Origin of the sequence: Brevundimonas sp. (assembly GCF_041648055.1) — a bacterium.
Lineage (GTDB): Bacteria > Pseudomonadota > Alphaproteobacteria > Caulobacterales > Caulobacteraceae > Brevundimonas.
This window is the reverse complement of record NZ_JBAZPS010000012.1, coordinates 1-17,847: the sequence shown is the minus strand read 5'-3', so window position 1 is coordinate 17,847 and position 17,847 is coordinate 1. Positions and strand designations below refer to the sequence as shown.

Below are 17,847 nucleotides of genomic sequence, written 5' to 3'. Positions count from 1 at the left end.
CGACGTCCCGTTGGAGCGGCTGGGTTCGTCATCCTATGACGCAGGTAATGACGCGGCGCTCACCGCTTTCCACCATACCGCCCCGGTGGATGCCCTTGGTGTCGAACAGCACAATTGACCCCTCTGGAGCGGTAATGGCCCACAGGCCGCAGGCGATGTCTTGGGCCAGGGGCGCAGTGGGCAGCAGATCGTTGCCGAAGCTACCCTTTTGCCTGAACTTGGCAGGCAGGGCGGCGAACCGCGCGCGCGACACCGCGTCTGTTCCGGCCAGGCCGTTGGAATCGTTTGCCTCGCAGATCAGATCGTCAACAGTGCTGATCTGCATCCGATGTGACCCGACGACATAGCTGAACGGGCCGTTCGTTGGCCCCACATCAGTCATGTAGATGATGGCCTTGAGGTCGCCGCCGGAGGCGTCGCGATGGCAATAGGCCGACCCCGGAAGTTCCGACGGTGGTGTGTCAGGAAAGATATCCTTCCAGAAGGTGTCGCTGGCGTCGTTGATCTGGGGATTGACGTCGATGACCTTGCCTGGACGCTGCATGTAGGCCGAGGCGACATCCATGATACCGGCGTCTGTCAGTACGCGCTCGATGACATCGAAAAGGGCCATCTGCTCGCGCCGTGTCGTTCGGCCACGCGATTCCTCGAACGCCCGCTTCTTTCCGGCCCGCTGTTCCCGGCGTTTGCGCAGGACCTCGAACTGCGGGCTAGCAACTTCGTCCAGCGTGGCAAAGTCCTTGGGACGCATGGTCACAACATGAATCCCGTCGCGGCCCAGATGGCCCGTACCGGGATCAGCCCGCATTATGCGAGCGGACCGCGCAGGGGGGCGCGCGACCATGTTCTTCAAGGCGTGTCCGACCATGCTTGCGCGACCGCCAAACGTAGCGTCGGATCGAACGTCGTTGGGTATCATCTCGTAGCGGACCAGTCGCTTGATCAGCAACACGGCCATGCTGGACAGGAAGATGGACAGACCACCGATCCTGTTCGCCAGGCTCGGTCTGACGGCCAGATCACGATAGGCATCATGTGCCGCATAATCGACCAGGTCAGGACGCCAGGCCTGCTCCGGAAGAGCCACGATGGCTGCGTCAGGCTCCACCAATCTGTAGCCCTCGCCGTCCATGCAATCCGATCCTCTCGAGGGCCGAGACCCGACGTAAAAACTCTAGACTGAAACCCAACCGGTGACGATGGGGCTCCATGACAAGTGGCGCAGGCTCTAGCCAATGGCCGCGCCGCCGGTCAAGCGTGGCTTGAACCTCGCAGCGAGACCTAAACTGGCCATTTTCGGCCCAGCGGAGAGCCCGGAGCACCCGTGCCTGACGCATGCAAACCTGACCTGTGCCAATCCTCGCCTTCAGGGCCCAACAGCCGCATCTGTCGACCCAACTCACGACCCATCTGGCTGGCCGCGTCAGACGGCTTGTCTGACTTGAAACCGAACAGAGACATGAACGGGCCGTCGAAACTCCCCTTCAGAACGTGGGTGATGATCCGGCTTTGTCGGTCATCAAGTGAACGGGGGGCGGACGCCCTCAGGAGGCGGTCCGGCATCTCAGCAAGATCCTCGATCGTTCGCAGGACCAGGAAGTCTTCGTCCACCACATAATAGGCCAAGCCGGTGACCGAGGCGTTGCCCAGCAAAGACGCCTGAAGCCCCAATGTGCCCGTTGCGGTGACGCTTACGCCGCATTGGGCCAGCATGGCGTTACCAGTGACCTCATACGGAACCAGGACGACATTGGGGATGGTCTGAAGCCGCTCCAGGAACGCCGCCAGCCGGAAACCGAACTGCAGAGGATGATCCTTGACGACAATCTGGAAGCCCGCCTCGGACAGGCGTTGCGCCAGATCGGTCAGCACATGTTCCTGATCGACGAGGTTCAGGTCGTCGAGCCAATAGTCGATAGCCGCCTCGGGAAAGACTTGCAGTCCGAAAAGGACGCGGCGGTTCTTGGGGAAGGTGTCCAGCTTCGTCTGCCAATCGTGTTCGACCATGTCCACGACCCGCGCGTCCGACGGTCTCGCCTTGTGACCCAGCCACATCTGCGCATCCAGGCAACGCAGGTTGAATGGGTCACGAATGGCTTTGGCATAGAGACTGAAGAAGGCGCCTCTCAGCCGGAAGTACGCCTGCGTGCGGAAGAACTTGGCCTTGGTGAAGATCTTGGCGTTCTGCACATACTGAGGCGCGAATTCTGGGTCTGCGATCTCTGCCACGCGCGCTGCCACTGCGGACGCCTCGGGTGTATGTTTCGTCGTCACCAACTGGCCCCGGTACAGCAACATGCTCATGCCTGGCAGGGCGCTGGCGGTCAGTTCGAAGTACGGAATGCCTCGCGCCTTGGCCATTCGCTCCAGCATGTCAGTGACGTAGCTGTCGATCGGCAGACTGACGATCGCGTCGGGCTGTATGTCTTCCAGAGCCTTGTCCATGGCCTCGGCCATCGCCAGGACCATGGCTCTAGCCTGATCCGTGGGTAGCCAGCGCAATACACGGCAGCGCGCGATCGCATCGGCGATCTCTGCCTCTGTCATTAGCCCGGACGCCTTGGCACCAGAGGCCTTGAACCGCCGATAGGCATCATAAAAATCGTCCGTGACCCAACGGTCACCGCGCCCACGGGTGTCGGTCAGGACCGTGATCCGATCCATGCCCATGTTGCGCCCGACATGGGTCCACCAGGGCTCGGTGCGAAAGATCGCATAGATCAGGACGTGCTTCACGATTACTCCTTGGCCAGGAACCAGGCCGCCGTCCGGCGCACGCCTTCGGCATTGGGGATGGTCGTCGGGCCATGAACGGCCTCGATGGGAGAGGTGTCGTAAAGATACTCGGTCAGCATGTTCTTCAGTCGCGGCGTTGTGAGGGGCGCAGGCAGCCCGAGACGGCTGGCCATGTCTCCGGCGAATGCCAGGGCTCTGGCAAGAGGCAGAGGAAGCGTCGCGATGCGACGACCGAAGGCGTCTGCGAAGCCGTCGGCCCAGGCTCGAAGTTCGATCGGGTCGCTGTCGGCCAGATAGAAGGTGCGGCCATGGACAGCCTCGGTCGGGGCTGTCGCAAGACTGCTGAGCTGAGCCGTCAGGTTCTCGATGTAGGAGTAGGATTTGCGAAGTGGCCGACGGCCGATGTGGAAATACAGGCCCCTGCGGATCAGTCCGAACATGCCGGTATAGTAAGGACTCATTCCCGGTCCCCAGATGGTGGTGGAGCGCACGATCACCCATTCGCGTCCAGCGCCGTCGGCGCTCCGCACGCGACGTTCTCCCTCGGCCTTGGAATGCCCGTAACCCCCGACAGGGTCGTAGTCCGTATCAGACTCCGGCTGGCTTCCTGGTTGATGCACCAGTTGGGACGATGCCCAGATTATCCGCCGCACTTGAGGTGACGTGGCCACGGCATTCATCAGGTTGGTCACACCTTCGGTATTGGCGCGATATCCGTTGACGGCTTGACCCTTGAGGTCGGTCTCTGCCGCCATGTTGAAGACGACTTCAGGCTGGAACTGGTCGAGAGCATAAAGGAGGGATTCGGGGTCCAGCAGGTCTCCAAGCAGCGTGTCAGGACGTGCTTGTCGAGACAGGCCACGCACCTCGTGCCCTTGCTGAAACAGATGTTGCATCAAGGCGTGGCCCACAAAGCCGCTGGAACCGGTGACCAGTATCTTCATGTGTGTTCGCCCTTGCCCACGTGACCGTTCAGCGTTGGGAGGACGCTCCAGTTCAAGAGCGCGTATAGTCCGCTGGTGACGACCATTGCCCAGGCCGCGCCCCACAAACCGTAGAGATGGGTCAGCCCGATCAGCAGAGCACCGCCCGTCGCAAATGCAACCGCCTGTCGGTGAAGCACCCAGCGTTCCAGATGTTTGGCATTCATGATCAGGGCCGCAAAATCAGCCGCCCCGCGCAGCACAAAGCCCAAAAGCATGACTGATACGAGCGCCAGATCGACCTGAAAACGCGCCGACCATTCGCCTTGCGTCAGTCGATCGGCCAGCCACAATGCCGCAAGCAGCAGCGGCGTCGCTATCAAGGTGAGGCGATATTCCTTGAGCACCCGCCTGGCCAGCGACTGCGTGGGCTCGGTCTTTGCCGCGGCGAAAACCTTTGGGGTGATCCGGTTGAATGAGGCGATGTTGAACATCTGGTAGGCCAGTGAGACCAGCAGGGCATGGCGAAAATAAAGCCCGGTCTGATCGAGGGTGAGAAGCCCCCCGACTGCGAGGCGGTCGAACTGGAGCACCAGAATGGCGATCAGCCCGATCAGAAAATGCGTCATCGAGGCCCTGTGCTGGCCAAATATGTCCTTGCCCAAATCGAACCCAGTCGTCTTGGGCGCTGGCTTTCTGAAACGCACGAACATGATGGCCAGAACCGCCGTGCACAGCACGGCTCCGATCGTCCAGACCATCATGACATAGCCGAGGTTGAACATCGGCTGCATGAAGACCGCTGCACCCAGGATCATCGCAGCCAGAAGCGCATTCTTGACAGCCACCACCACCAGCATCGGCGCATAGCGAGGGTTGATCAGGGCATACTGGTAAACCTGATTGGACAGGTGTTCGCCGACCACCACCACGACCGCCATCAGAAGAATGGTCCATGGCGCATGCGTCCAGAACAGGACGGCCAACACGAACAGCGGGATCATGACGACCCAGTTGAAGGCGAAGAATTTCAGTGCCTGTGTAACGTGGCGATCCATCACTCCGTCGGTTTCGCCAGCCGCACGTCGCTGGATGTCGATCTGACGTTCGAAATTGAAGGCAAAGGCGAACAGACCCACCAGCGTCGCGATCAGGCCGAACTGACCGGCCTGATCGACGCGCAATCCATAGGCGGCGGTCAGGACGATGCCGGCCCGCGCGGCCACATCGATCAGTTTGACGAAGACCAGATAGAAGTCGCGGTTCGCCTCCGGGACGGCGGCGGTCACCAGGCGGTCCAGCCGCCGTCGACGGCCAGAACCTGACCGGTCACATAGGAAGAGGCCTCGCTGGCCAGGAACAACAGCGGCGGGCACATCTCCTCGCCCCGCGCCATCCGGCCCATCGGCACGCGTGCGGAGTATTTGTCTCCGAACACGGAGTTCTGCCCGCTGGAAACCCCGCCCGGAACGAGACAGTTCACGCGAATGCCCTTGTCCGCCCAATGGGTTGCCAGCCATTTCGTCAGCCCGACGACAGCAGCCTTGGACGCCGCATAGACAGCGGGTGTGTTGATTGGACCGCCCAGATAGTCCGAGCCTTCGTAGATGCGGCTGTCAGGGCCGACCAGCCCGTAGATGGAGGCGGTCTGGACAATGCGCCCGCCGCGTCCGGCCTTCAGCATTTCCTTGCCCACGGCCTGGGCCATCAGGAACATGCCGTCGATGTTGACCCCCATGACCTCGCGCCAGGTGTCCAGGCTGTAGGTTTCGAACGGCTCGAAGAAGGCGCGAACGTCGGCGGTCTTGGTCGCCGCATTGTTGACCAGAACGTCGATCCGCCCGAACCGGGCCATCACAGCCTCTACGGCTGCGGCGACCGAGGCGGGATCGGAGACGTCGCAGCGGAAACCCGCGGCCCGGTCTCCGATCTCCGAAGCGACCGCCACGGCGGCGTCTTCAATCAGATCGACGACGGCGACGTTGGCGCCGGCTTCAACCAAGGCGCGGCAAAACAGTTGGCCCAGTATCCCGGCGCCGCCTGTCACCAGGGCGACCTGTCCGTCGAGGCGAACAGGGGCGAATGTCGGTGCGTCGGCCATCAATTGTGTGTCCGGAAGACGGGCTTGATCGCCGCCCCGTTCAGATGGCTCTCGACCCCGTCCTCAAGCGCTCGGGCATAGACGGCCAGCGCTCCTTCGAAAGCCTCCATCGTCTGAGCCAGTTCGGCTTCGCCGTGTGACTGCGAGATGGCCAGCCAGGGCATCATGACGCCTCGCTTCAGCATCTCCTGGGCGAACAGGGTCCGCATGGGCAGGGAGGGCTGGCCCGAGGCATCGCGGGTGACATAGTTCAGGGCGACGGCCGGGCCCTCCATGAAGATGTGATCCTGCACGCAATGCCTGGCCGCAACCTCGGCCAGTCCAGACTTCAGCCGCGCGCCATGGTCCCACAGATGACCCGGCACATCTTCGGCGGCATTGATGCGCGTCGCCTCGACGAAGGCTCCCAGCGCCGGCATTTCTGCGCCGTGGGTGGAGGACAGCAGGAAGGTCCGCTCCATCCCTGGCTCGACGATGGAGCCGACCTGCATGTATTCTCGCTTGCCGACCACGGCGGCCAGCGAAAAGCCATTGGCCATCGCCTTGCCATAGGTAGCCAGGTCCGCCTCGATCCCGAAGAAGTGCTGCGCGCCCTTCAGGTGCCAGCGAAAGCCGGTGATCATCTCGTCCAGGATGAACAGCGCGCCCTCCGCATGGGCCAGCGCCTTGACCTGATGCAGGAAGTTGCCCTGGTTCTGAGGGCAGGCCGAACACGGCGTTTTCGGCCACTGCGCCTGCGTCGGGCAGCCGGGGCAGGGGGTGATGTGCGTCGCGGGCTCCAGCATGACCGCCGCGATCTGGCCGGGGTACTGGTCGAACAGGGCCTTCAGCGAGCCAAGGTCGTTGTAGTCGAATACCAGGGTCGTCGCAGCCTGATCCGCCAAGGTGCCGCGCTTGATCGCCGTGACCCCGATGAACCAGTCGTCAAACGAGAAGAAGGGATGCTGGCGCGGTACGCAGACGTAGCGGCGGCCGGTATAGGCCCGTGCAATCTTCACGGCGGCTGTCGTTACGTTGGAGCCGTTCTTGCCGAACTTGACCATCTCCGCACAGGGGATCAGGTCGCAGATCAGCTCGGCCGCCTCGAGCTCGATCTCGGTGGCGCGCGTCAGATTCACGCCGTTTTCAATCTGGCGGATCGCGGCGGCATTCACCCGGTCGTCGGCATAGCCGATGGTGACGGCCCGCAAGGCCATGCCGTAGTCCAGATACTTCGTCCCGTGGGTATCCCAGACATAGGCCCCCTTGCCGCGGGTCAGCACAGGCGGCGCGCTGGACGGAAACTGGTCGTCACCGCGCGAATAGGTGTGGGCCCCACCCGGAATGGCCCTGTGCAGCCGGGCACGCAGGGCCGCAAAATCGGCCTGAGTGTTGGAAACGGGATCAGGGTCGGTCGTCATCGGAGGTTCTCAGACCCGCCAGAGCGGATAGGGCTTGTCCTGGTGTTTCGTTACGGCAGTCTTGGGGTTGCCGATGTAGAGGGTGTTGGCGGGCAGGTCACGGTCCAGAACCAGGGATTCGGCTGCGATCTGGCAATGGTCGCCGATGGTACAGGCTCCGAGCACGGCCGCTCCGGGTCGCAACGTCAGATGGCGACCCAGGGTCGGGAAGACGTCATTGTTCGAACCGATACCGCATCGCTGGTACGCCACGAAGAAATCGCTGTAGTGGCCACGCCCCAACACGGTCCCCAGCGGATGCACCAGCAGGAAGACGCTGGGCAGTTCGACCTCGTAGTAGGCGTCCAGGCCGTGAAGGGCCTTGTTCAACAGGAACAGCTTTGAACACAACGAAGCTGGTGCGCCCTGTCGATGGAGCTCGTTGGCCAGCAGATACAGCCACATCGCATATTGGTCGCCGTGGAGATGACTGAAGACCGTGTTCTGGCCGTCGAAGAAGTAGCGGTTGTCGATGTGACTGAAGCAGTGGTCCAGACGGGCCAGGGCTATATCGACCGCAGATCGCAACTCGTCTGCGGCTACGCAATCCGGGTCCGGGAACATGGCATTGAGCTGTGCAGCCGCATAGGTAGCCAGCCCCGCCGCATCCAGACTGGACCGCACCGGTCGCGTCATGAGCGGCTGCCCTTCTGGTTGCGAACGTTGACGCCGTTGGTCGCCAGATAGGTGCGGACCTTGATCGGGCTGTGGTCGGTGAAGATGAACATCGACGAGATGGTGATGGCCGATGCTCCGGCCTCCAGTGCAGCCTTGCAGTCGTCAAGGCTGCCAGCGCCCGAAGAGGCGATCAGCGGGATGTCCAGCCTGCCGGCAAGTGCGTCGATCATTTCCAGATCGTAGCCGTTCATCATGCCGTCTCGGTCGATGGACGACATCAGGATTTCGCCCGCATGCAGGTCCTGCATACGCAGAGCGAATTCGACCGGATCGTGAGCGGTCTGGACGTTGCCGCCGTGCCCGAAGACGCGTTTGCGACCGAATTCGTCGGCCTTGTAATCGATCGAGACGACGATGCACTGGTCCCCGAAACGGCTGGCGGCCTGGGTGATGAAGCCCGGGTCATCGATGGCGGCAGAGTTGATGCTGACCTTGTCTGCACCGCTTTTCAGCAGGGCCTCGATCTGGGCCAGGGTGCGCACCCCACCGCCGGCCGTCAGGGGCACGAAGACCTCCTCGGCCACCCGCTCGATGATGGAGCCGGCCACGGTGCGATTTTCGGCCGAGGCGTCGATGTCGACGAAGATCAGTTCGTCCACGCCATAGCTGTCATAGACCTTGGCGGTCGAGACAGGGTTGCCGGCTTCGCGCTGATCGTCGTGGAAGCGGCGCATCTTCACCAGACGGCCGTTCCGGATAAGGAATTTCGGGATGATCCGCTTCTTGAGCATCAGAATTCGTGCGCCAGCCAGTTCTGCAGAAGCTGCAGGCCGTTGTCCTGGCTCTTCTCCGGGTGGAACTGGGTCGCTACCAGATTGCCGCGTCGTACCGCCGCCGTCACCGTTCCACCGTGATCGGTTGTGGCGATGAGGTCTTGCGGATCGTGGCAGACCATGTGGAATGAATGCACGAAATAATAGTCGCTCTCGCCCGACGGCAGGCCCTTGAACAGCCATTCGTCTGGCGCGAACGACACGGCGTTCCAGCCGACGTGCGGCACCTTGGCCGGCGGAGCCACGTCGAGTGGCAGGATTTCGGCATCCAGCCAGCCGAGGCCCTGGTGTGTGCCATGCTCATGGCTGACGCGGGCGAACAACTGCATGCCCAGGCAGACGCCCAGCACGGGCTTCTTAACCTCCAGCGCCAGTCGGTCCAGCACGGGCCGCAGACCCTCCTTCGCGGCAATGGCTTTCATCGCATCGCCGAATGCGCCTACGCCGGGCAGGACCAGTCGGTCCGCCGCCTCCAGTTCGTCGAAGTCGGCCGTGACCACTGCATCCTCGCCGATATACTCGAAGGCGTTCATCAGCGAGCGGACGTTGCCCATGCCGTAGTCGATGATGGCGATGGTCATCGCTTTCGTCCCTACTCGACCTTGGCCTTCGGCGGCCCGACCGGGATGTGGCTCAGGTCGGTACGGTCCCACTTGTCGAAGTCGGGCATGATCGGCCCGGTCTCCATGTTCTTGCGGTCGAACTTCCACGGATGGACCTGGTGGGGTTCCAGATAGGCGTAGAACTCGTCCTCGGTCATCTGGATCTGCTCCAGGAACCAGTCCATCGAGGCCGGGCGCTTGCCGTCATACTGGGCCTCGATTTCCAAGGCTTCCTCGCGGGTCTTGCGGCCGTTGCGGATATCGATCGACAGCAGGTGATTGGCCCGCCCATAGCCGCGTTTCACGAACTTGGAATAGTCGCGCATCCCCTGGAAGGTGCATTCGACCTTTTCGTAGTCGTACTCGGGCGGCACGCCCTCGACCTCCTGGCCTTTCCAGCCCAGTTCCTTCTCGATCAGGGCGACGTTCGCCTTGGTGTCCCACTCGATATAGTTGCCCAGGCAGATCGACTGGACCTTCAGTTTGATCAGGTCCTTGCGCTTGGGATAGTCGAACATCCACAGGTCGCGGCGCTCGACCCGGCCCTGCAGGAACTCGTACATGTCGTCGGCGGTGATGCCCTGGTTCATCAGGCGGTTGAACCGCTTCTCGTCGACCTCCTCCATCTCCTCGAAGGTGTACCAGCTGTGGTATTCGGCGGTGCTTTCGCCCCAGAATAGCAGCGGCACCTCGAAGCGGACGGCCATGTGCATGACGCCGGAATAGATGCCGGTGTGGCAATGCCAGCAGAAGTCGCCGCGCCGCTTGAAGCTCTCCAGCATCAGTTCGCGCACGACGTGGAAGTTCGGCGTGAACTCGGCCACGTCACAGCCCAGCTGCTTGAAGACCGAGGTATTCAACTCGTCGATCTTGGGCCGGTAGCCCCAGTGGTTGTAGCGCACCACCAGAGGCTTAAGCTTCAGCACCTTGATGATGTAATAGAGTTGGAAGACCGAGTCCTTGCCGCCTGAGTAGGGCACGATGCAGTCGTACAGGCCCTTGCCCTTGTGGGTTTCCACGATCTCGTCCAGCTGACGCTGACGGTCGGCCCAGTCGATTTTGTCCTGCTTGAACTCGACCTGGCGACAGACGGAGCAGACGCCCTGTTCGTCATAGGTAATGGTGTCGACGGTCTCGGGGGTGAGGCAGCGGGTGCACTTACGCATGGTCATTCCACATCGGACGGGGAGGTCCGGTCCTGTTGTTCTAGCATGTCGCGGTGGGTGGCGACGGCTTCGACGCAGATGAAATCGACCAGATCGTCGATCTCCTGCGCCTTGTGACGTGCGCTTTCATAGCCCAGCGTGCGCCCGTGGCAAAAGGTCTGCTCGCGGCGAAGGCCCTCGACCGAGGAAATGTAGAGGGTGCCATCCAGCACGAACAGCGGCTCGATGTCCTGCCGACGCGGCATGTCGGCGAACGAGGCGCTGGCATAGGGGGTGATGGACCCGTCGACGCCTCGTCGCACGGCAAAGGCCGGATGGGTCGCCTCCAGTTTCGAGACGCCAACGATGGCGTCGGCCCCGACCTCGATCATCTGGTTCAACGCCGAGTCAACGTCCGAACCTTCCGTCAGAGGGGATGTTGGCTCCAGCAGGACAACGTAATCATAGGTCTCGCCGTTCGCCGCCAGGGTGTCGAGCGCATGCAGTATGAAGCCCAGGCTGGGGGCCGTGTCGCTGGCCAGTTCGGCAGGGCGCAGGAACGGGGCTTCGGCACCGTGCGCAACCGCAATGTCCGCAAAAGACTGATCGTCCGTCGAGATAATGACCCGATCCACGTACGAAGACGACCTTGCCGCTGCGATCGGCCAGGCCAGTAGTGGCTTGCCGGCGAACGGACGAATGTTCTTCAGTGGCAGCCCCTTGGAGCCCTTGCGTGCCGGAACTATGGCCAGAACCCGTTTGCCATTGATCATGGTGTCGCCATCCGGCCGCGCAGTCGCTGCTGCAGCCGGTCCACGATCTTATGTATGGCAAAGCCTATGACGGGGTAGCGGATGCCCAGGTCGGCCTGGGCCTTACGAACCGCCCGATTCTGGCGCATCAGGCTGGCGAAGTTGCCGCCAGTTGCGCCGCCGGATCGCATCCGCACCATGATTTCGGGCAGATAGACCCACTTCAGGTCCAGAGTGTGGAACACGCGCATCATGAACTCGACGTCGCCCGCCTGGCGGTAACCCAGGTCGAATACGCCCGCTAGGTCATAGACGCGACGGCGCAGGAACAGCGTCGGATGGGCCGGGTGGTGACCGCGTGCGATATTGGCCTTTGTCGGCGGGCGAGAGCGCCATACGCGCTCGATTTTGCCGGTGTCCACGGGATCGACATAGGTCAGGTCGCCAAAGACCACGTCAACCGTCTCGTCCTCGAAGGCCGCCATGACATCAGCCAGCACGGTTGGCGAAGCGTAGAAGTCGTCAGAGTTCAGGAAGCCGATGACGTCGCCGGTCGAACGGGCGATGCCCTTATTATAAGCGTCAAAGATGCCCTTGTCGGGCTCCGACACCGCAGCGGTCACGCGTTTTCCTTCGCGCGCTACAATGGCCATGGTGTCATCGTTCGATGCGCCGTCGATGATCAGATATTCGAAATCCGGCAACGTCTGTTCATTCACCGAACGCACCGTATCGCCGATGGTCCGGGCGCTGTTCCAGCAGGCAGTGATCAGGGACAATCGGGCCATTGTTAGATTTTCGCCTGAGCCAGCGGCGGGGCCGCACGGTCCTTGTCGGACAGGATCACCGTCTCGACTCCAAGCATCTCGGGCAGTCGATCGGCGATAGACCAGGCCTGTTCCGACGCCTCGTCATACCCACCGTCGCAGGCGTATTCGAACAGCGAGTCCTCCAGCGCATAGAAGCCGTGAGCATACTGAGCCCCGATCCGCACCCAGCCATCTGCAGGCGTCAGTGTGGTCGTCTTCAATTCCAGCGCTGGATCGCTCACGTCCACCACCACATCCACGATAACTCCCGACACCACGCGGATCACCTTGGTTTGTGCTGAGGGAGCCATCTGCACATGCAGCCCTCGAAAGACGCCTTTTCTGGAGAATGACCGTTTCAGAACCATGCTGTCGCTTTCGTACAGCACCTCCAGCCAGCCGCGATCGTCCTCGCGCCGGTGGGCCGTGTGATCCAGGCGAACGAAGGGGTCCAAGGCCGTCAGCTCCAGTCCGCGTTCTTGACCAATACGGCCTTGCGGGCCGCGAGGAGGTCTGCCTCCATCATCTCGTCGACCATGGCCTCGAAGGTGATCTCGGGCTCCCATCCGAGCTTGGCCTTGGCCTTGGCGGGGTTGCCCAGCAAAGTCTCGACTTCGGTTGGACGGAAGTAGCGAGGATCGACGCGCACGATGGTCGCGCCCACCTTGATCGCGGGACAGCGGGTCTTTGCATGGGCAGGATCGATGGCTTCGACAACTCCGACCTCATCCACGCCCGTGCCTTCCCAGCGCAGGGTCACACCGATACGTGCGGCCGAAACCTCGACGAACTGACGCACGCTGTATTGCTTGCCGGTGGCGATGACGTAGTCCTCCGGCTCGTCCTGCTGCAGCATCAGCCACTGCATCCGGACATAGTCTTTGGCGTGACCCCAGTCGCGCAGGGCATCCATATTGCCCAGGTACAGGCAATCGCTCAGCCCCTGGGCGATTTCACCCAGGCCGCGAGTGATCTTGCGGGTCACGAAGGTCTCGCCGCGCCGCTCGCTCTCGTGGTTGAAAAGAATGCCGTTGCAGGCGAAAATTCCGTAGGCCTCGCGGTAGTTCACGCACATCCAGTAGGCGAACATCTTGGAGACAGCATATGGGCTGCGTGGATAGAAGGGTGTGGTTTCGGACTGGATCGGCTCCTGCACCAGTCCGTACAGTTCGGACGTCGAGGCCTGATAGAACTTCGTCTTTTTCTCCAGCCCCAGCAGGCGGATCGCCTCAAGAAGACGCAGGGTGCCCAGGGCATCGACGTCGGCCGTGTATTCCGGTGTCTCGAAACTGACAGCGACGTGGCTCTGGGCTCCGAGATTGTAAATTTCGTCCGGCTGAACCTCCTGAATGATACGCACCAGGTTGGAGGTGTCCGTCAGATCGCCGAAATGCATCTGGAACCGCACGTCGCCTTCGTGGAGGTCCTGATAGATGTGATCGACCCTATCGGTATTGAACAGCGACGAACGGCGCTTGATGCCGTGAACGTGATAGCCTTTTTCCAGCAAAAATTCGGCCAGATAGGAGCCGTCCTGGCCTGTGACGCCAGTAATCAGGGCGGTCTTGGTCATAAGGGTCTCCAGCGCCGAAACAGGGCCGTCATAAAGGAAAAAAGGTCAGATCGGCGTCGCCAATGCCCATCTGAAGCATCGGCGGGAGGTCCTATCGCAGGCCAAGCCCCTTTCACAAGGGTGGCTATATGCGACATCAAACATAGCACGGTTACGCTTGTCGTCTTTCAGGGCCGCGCTAGTGTACCTGTGACGAGTTTTCAATCGGGGACTTCCCATGTTCGACACCTTTGCCGCTAATCGCTTCGACGCGCTGGATCACGGTAGCTCTGAAATGAGTTCTGATGGAGGGCGGCCGCGCTTCGTCGAAGGGGACGGCCCGGCCACAAATCCCTACTTCGGGGCGATTGCCAGCTACCAGGTGTGCGGCTGCTGCGGCGTATATCGAGGGCCCACAGATGGGACCGATGGTGGCCAGGGCGTCATACTGAACGGCGACGACCGGGGCGGTTTCGGTAGCAACGGCAAGCCGTCCCTGTTCACGGACGATGCCGGCGCTCAGATCACGCGGACCGGCCAGAGCTGGGCTACCGCTCTGGGTACTGCGGCGGTGGTGACCTACTCCTACCGTGCCAGCGCCGCGACCATGCCAACAGACACCCAGGGCTTCAGCCAGTTCAGCGCGGGCCAGATCGCGGCTGCGGAGCTGGCGTTCGCGGCATGGGCCGATGTGGCCAACATCACCTTCAACCGGGTGACGGATGCAGGCAGCGAATATTCCAACAATGCCACCATTGTGCTGGGCAACTACAGTTCCGGACAGAGCGGTGCCGCAGCCTTTGCCTATCTTCCCGGCGGGCGGCCCGGCGCAACGGCCTCCAGTGCCGTTCAGGGCGATGTCTGGATTAACAATTCCCTGTCCTACAACGCCACGCCGGTCCAGCAGGGCTACGGCCAGCTGACGATGTTGCACGAGATCGGCCATGCCATAGGTCTCAGCCATCCCGCAGCCTATAACGCCTCGGCCGGCACCCAGATCACCTATGGTGCGAACGCGACCTATTTCGAGGACTCCCTCCAGTACAGCGTGATGAGTTATTTCTCCGAGCGCGAGACCGGGGCGAATTATCGTGTCGATGGGGTTGGAACCACCCGCTATGCCTCGATCCCGCAACTCGATGACATCTCTGCGGTTCAGCGTCTGTACGGCGCAAACATGACGACCCGTACGGGCGACACGACCTACGGCTTCAATTCGAATGCAGGTCAGGTCTGGTTCAGCGCAACCAGTTCTGCATCGACCCTCATCTTCGCCGTCTGGGATGCCGGTGGTGTCGATACCTTCGACTTCTCCGGTTACACCTCCAACAGCACCATTGATCTTCGTCAGGCCTCGTTCTCGAGCGTCGGGGGCATGGTCGGCAACGTGTCTATCGCTCTGGGCGCGGTGATCGAAAATGCGATCGGCGGCGCTGGCAACGATACCATCCGCGGCAACTCTGCGGACAACCGGATCACGGGAGGTGGCGGCAACGACACCATCGACGGCGGTCTGGGATCGGACACGGTTGTGTTCTCGGGTGCCAGGTCGTCGTACACCATCACATGGAACGGCCAGGTGGGGACGGTCACAGGGCCGGGCGGTACCGTCACGATCAGGAACGTCGAGTTTCTGGTATTCTCCGATCAGACGATCGCCGCGGCCCCTACCGGCGGGCTGATCGTAGCGGGCGACATCACCGACGAGACGGTCAACGGCACCGCTTTGGCCGATACGATTGCCGGCCTGGGTGGGGACGATACCCTCAATGGCCTGGATGGAGACGACACGCTTGAAGGCGGCTCCGGAAACGACATTCTGAATGGCGGCTTGGGCAATGACCTTCTCATCGGTGGCATTGGTAACGACGCCCTGAACGGAGGGACCGGTATCGACACGGCTGATTATTCGGCTGCGGGTGCCGGGATTGTCGTGAACCTGGCCGATGGAACGGCATCGGGCGGAGGCGGCAACGATACTCTGTCAGGTGTCGAAAACCTGACTGGCACCACGTTTGTGGACAATCTGACCGGTGACTCCAACGCGAACGTCATCCGGGGCGGTGGGGGTTCCGATACCATAAGCGGTGGTGGAGGCGACGATCATCTGTTTGCCGGTGCACCAGGTCAGACCAGCGCCGCATCCGACCTCATCAAATCGTCCACCACGGCCAATGCAACGATCGAAACGGCCGTGTCTCTGACCGGCAGATTTGATTTGCTGCCCGATACGAACATTGCAGATTCCACCACGGTTCCGCACGCCACAGTGGTCGCAACAACGCATGGCGGCGTGGAGTATTACGCGGTGACGGTCGCTGCGGGCGACCGCGTCGTTTTCGACATCGACAATGCTTCGTTCGACAGCACCCTGCGGCTGTTCGATCAGTTTGGCTTCGAGCTGGCTCTGAATGACGACTCCGCGACCGATGGGGGGTTTGCTACGGACTCCTCGATCACGCATGTCTTTTCCACCTCGGGCACCTTCTACATTCAGGTGGCCGAATTTGCGGCCAGTTCGGGCGGCACCTTTACCTCCCAGCCGCCGGCGGCCGGCGGGACCTATACGCTGCATATTTCGGTTCCAAATGCCCCGGTTTCGCCGATTGTTTCGGTCGGCTCGACACTGAATGGAGATGCCGGCGCAGATCGGCTCGAGGGTGGAACGGGTGCCGATACGCTGAATGGCGGTGACGACAACGACATACTGATCGGTGCAGGCGGCGACGACATAATCGATGGCGGGGCCGGAACCGACACGGCGGTGTTCACTGGCAACAGGGCTGACTACACGATCGGCACGACCAATGGTGTGACGACAATCACCGGTGCCGACGGGTCCGATCGCCTGACCAATGTCGAGCGCTTTCAGTTCGCCAATGGCCTGTTCGACATCAACGGCGCGCCCGTCACCGGCGGCCCGATCAACGGCACATCCGGGAACGATACGCTTCAGGGGACGTCCGAACCAGATGTCATCAACGGCGGCGCAGGCGATGACATTATCACGGGCGGCAGCGGTAACGACATTATCGACGGTGGCACAGGCATCGATGCAGCGGTGTTCTCGGGAACGATCGCAGGATCGACTGTGACCACTTCCAACGGTGTCATCACGGTTGTCGGTCCGGACGGCACAGACACTTTGACCAGCATCGAGCGTCTGCAGTTCGCCGATGGTACCTTGATCGTTGGTGCTGGCGGTGGCCAGTTTTTTGGCGGTACCCCGGGCAACGACACTACCAACGGCACGGCCTTTGCGGATGAGCTCTTTGGCCAGGGCGGTAACGACACCCTGAATGGCAATGGCGGTGATGACCTCATTTTCGGCGGTGCTGGCACAGACACGCTCAACGGCAACGACGGCAACGACCGTCTGGTCGGCGGGGCGGGCAACGATACGCTGAACGGCGGAGCGGGGATCGACACGGCGGACTATTCGTCGGCGGCGGCTGGCGTGACGGCGCAGCTGAACATTGGTTCGGCCAGCAACGATGGTGACGGCGGCTCCGACACTTTCAGCGGGATCGAGAACCTGACCGGCTCGGCGTTCAACGACGTGCTGCTGGGCGATGGCGGGTCCAATGTCCTGCGCGGCGGGGCCGGTTACGACGTGCTGATCGGCCTGGCCGGGAACGATGTGATCCACGGCGGTACGGGTGCGGCCAACGAGATGTACGGCGGTCTGGGTGACGACACCTATGTCGTCGAGGCCGTCGGCGACACCATTGTGGAACAGGCGGGCGAAGGCACCGAACTGGTCCAGACCAACCTCGACCGCTATCGCCTGTCGGCCAATGTCGAGAACATGACCTATGTCGGCACCGGCGGCTTCGAGGGTCAGGGCAACGCGGGCGGCAACGTGCTGCGCGGCGGGACCCAGCGTGACGTACTGCTGGGCTTCGGCGGTGACGACATCCTGTACGGCGGGGCCGGGGTGGCCAATGAGCTCTACGGCGGCACAGGCGACGACTACTATGTGCTCGAGGTCGGCGACACCATCGTCGAGAATGCGAACGAGGGCATCGACACGGTCGAGGCGCGGATCGACAGCTTCACGCTCCGGGCCAATGTCGAGAACCTGATCTATGCCGGTACCGGCAACTTCACCGGCATAGGCAATGCCTCGAACAACCAGATCCAGGGCGGTATCGGCAACGACCGTCTGGTCGGCGGGGCGGGCAATGACACGCTGAACGGCGGAGCCGGGATCGACACGGCGGACTATTCGTCGGCGGCGTCCGGGGTGACCGCGCAGCTGAACATTGGTTCGGCCAGCAACGACGGCGACGGCGGCACCGATACCTTCAGCGGGATCGAGAACCTGACCGGTTCGG

General features: G+C 62.0%; 15 protein-coding genes. 1 reads left to right on the top strand and 14 read right to left on the bottom strand.

What is annotated here, in order from left to right; translation table 11 throughout:
• Nucleotides 1-28: 28 nt before the first annotated feature.
• The 14 genes from WC585_RS15505 to gmd form a co-directional block, all read right to left on the bottom strand.
• Nucleotides 29-1,132 (bottom strand): phytanoyl-CoA dioxygenase family protein, encoded by a 1,104-nt coding sequence (locus WC585_RS15505; protein WP_373258793.1) that lies wholly within the window; start codon nucleotides 1,130-1,132, stop codon nucleotides 29-31.
• Between the two features lie 149 nt (nucleotides 1,133-1,281).
• The gene (locus WC585_RS15500) at nucleotides 1,282-2,736 is read right to left on the bottom strand and encodes a hypothetical protein (protein WP_373258791.1); all 1,455 of its coding nucleotides are present in this window, start codon (nucleotides 2,734-2,736) and stop codon (nucleotides 1,282-1,284) included.
• 2 nt (nucleotides 2,737-2,738) lie between these two features.
• A complete protein-coding gene (locus WC585_RS15495; protein WP_373258790.1) occupies nucleotides 2,739-3,680 on the bottom strand; it encodes an NAD-dependent epimerase/dehydratase family protein in 942 nt (313 codons plus the stop codon).
• Nucleotides 3,677-4,948, bottom strand: a complete 1,272-nt coding sequence (locus WC585_RS15490; protein ID WP_373258788.1) for a lipopolysaccharide biosynthesis protein — start codon at nucleotides 4,946-4,948, stop codon at nucleotides 3,677-3,679. The genes WC585_RS15495 and WC585_RS15490 overlap by 4 nt, the downstream gene beginning before the upstream one ends.
• Nucleotides 4,945-5,760: an SDR family oxidoreductase gene (locus WC585_RS15485; RefSeq protein WP_373258787.1), complete on the bottom strand. Its 816-nt coding sequence runs from the start codon at nucleotides 5,758-5,760 to the stop codon at nucleotides 4,945-4,947. Before WC585_RS15485 ends, WC585_RS15490 begins: the two co-directional genes overlap by 4 nt.
• The gene (locus WC585_RS15480; protein ID WP_373258785.1) at nucleotides 5,760-7,160 is read right to left on the bottom strand and encodes a glutamate-1-semialdehyde 2,1-aminomutase; all 1,401 of its coding nucleotides are present in this window, start codon (nucleotides 7,158-7,160) and stop codon (nucleotides 5,760-5,762) included. The genes WC585_RS15485 and WC585_RS15480 overlap by 1 nt, the downstream gene beginning before the upstream one ends.
• 9 nt (nucleotides 7,161-7,169) lie before the next feature.
• The gene (locus WC585_RS15475; RefSeq protein ID WP_373258783.1) at nucleotides 7,170-7,835 is read right to left on the bottom strand and encodes a hypothetical protein; all 666 of its coding nucleotides are present in this window, start codon (nucleotides 7,833-7,835) and stop codon (nucleotides 7,170-7,172) included.
• On the bottom strand, nucleotides 7,832-8,608 hold the full coding sequence (gene hisF, locus WC585_RS15470; RefSeq protein WP_373258781.1) for an imidazole glycerol phosphate synthase subunit HisF: 777 nt from the start codon (nucleotides 8,606-8,608) through the stop codon (nucleotides 7,832-7,834). The genes WC585_RS15475 and hisF overlap by 4 nt, the downstream gene beginning before the upstream one ends.
• Entirely contained in the window at nucleotides 8,608-9,231 is a 624-nt protein-coding gene (gene hisH, locus WC585_RS15465) for an imidazole glycerol phosphate synthase subunit HisH (RefSeq protein ID WP_373258780.1), read from the bottom strand. Before hisH ends, hisF begins: the two co-directional genes overlap by 1 nt.
• 11 nt (nucleotides 9,232-9,242) lie before the next feature.
• Nucleotides 9,243-10,418, bottom strand: a complete 1,176-nt coding sequence (locus WC585_RS15460; protein ID WP_373258779.1) for an N-acetyl sugar amidotransferase — start codon at nucleotides 10,416-10,418, stop codon at nucleotides 9,243-9,245.
• 2 nt (nucleotides 10,419-10,420) lie between these two features.
• Nucleotides 10,421-11,170 carry a cytidylyltransferase domain-containing protein gene (locus WC585_RS15455; RefSeq protein ID WP_373258777.1) on the bottom strand — a complete coding sequence of 250 codons (750 nt, stop codon included), beginning with the start codon at nucleotides 11,168-11,170 and terminating at the stop codon, nucleotides 10,421-10,423.
• Entirely contained in the window at nucleotides 11,167-11,937 is a 771-nt protein-coding gene (locus WC585_RS15450; RefSeq protein ID WP_373258775.1) for a glycosyltransferase family 2 protein, read from the bottom strand. The genes WC585_RS15455 and WC585_RS15450 overlap by 4 nt, the downstream gene beginning before the upstream one ends.
• Nucleotides 11,938-11,939: 2 nt before the next feature.
• Nucleotides 11,940-12,413, bottom strand: a complete 474-nt coding sequence (locus tag WC585_RS15445; protein ID WP_373258773.1) for a dTDP-4-dehydrorhamnose 3,5-epimerase family protein — start codon at nucleotides 12,411-12,413, stop codon at nucleotides 11,940-11,942.
• Nucleotides 12,414-12,418: 5 nt separating this feature from the next.
• Nucleotides 12,419-13,531: a GDP-mannose 4,6-dehydratase gene (gene gmd / locus WC585_RS15440; RefSeq protein WP_373258771.1), complete on the bottom strand. Its 1,113-nt coding sequence runs from the start codon at nucleotides 13,529-13,531 to the stop codon at nucleotides 12,419-12,421.
• Nucleotides 13,532-13,748: 217 nt separating this feature from the next.
• Between gmd and WC585_RS15435 the strand changes: the two genes are divergently transcribed.
• The coding region (locus WC585_RS15435; protein ID WP_373258769.1) for a M10 family metallopeptidase C-terminal domain-containing protein at nucleotides 13,749-17,847 on the top strand (4,099 nt) is incomplete at its 3' end.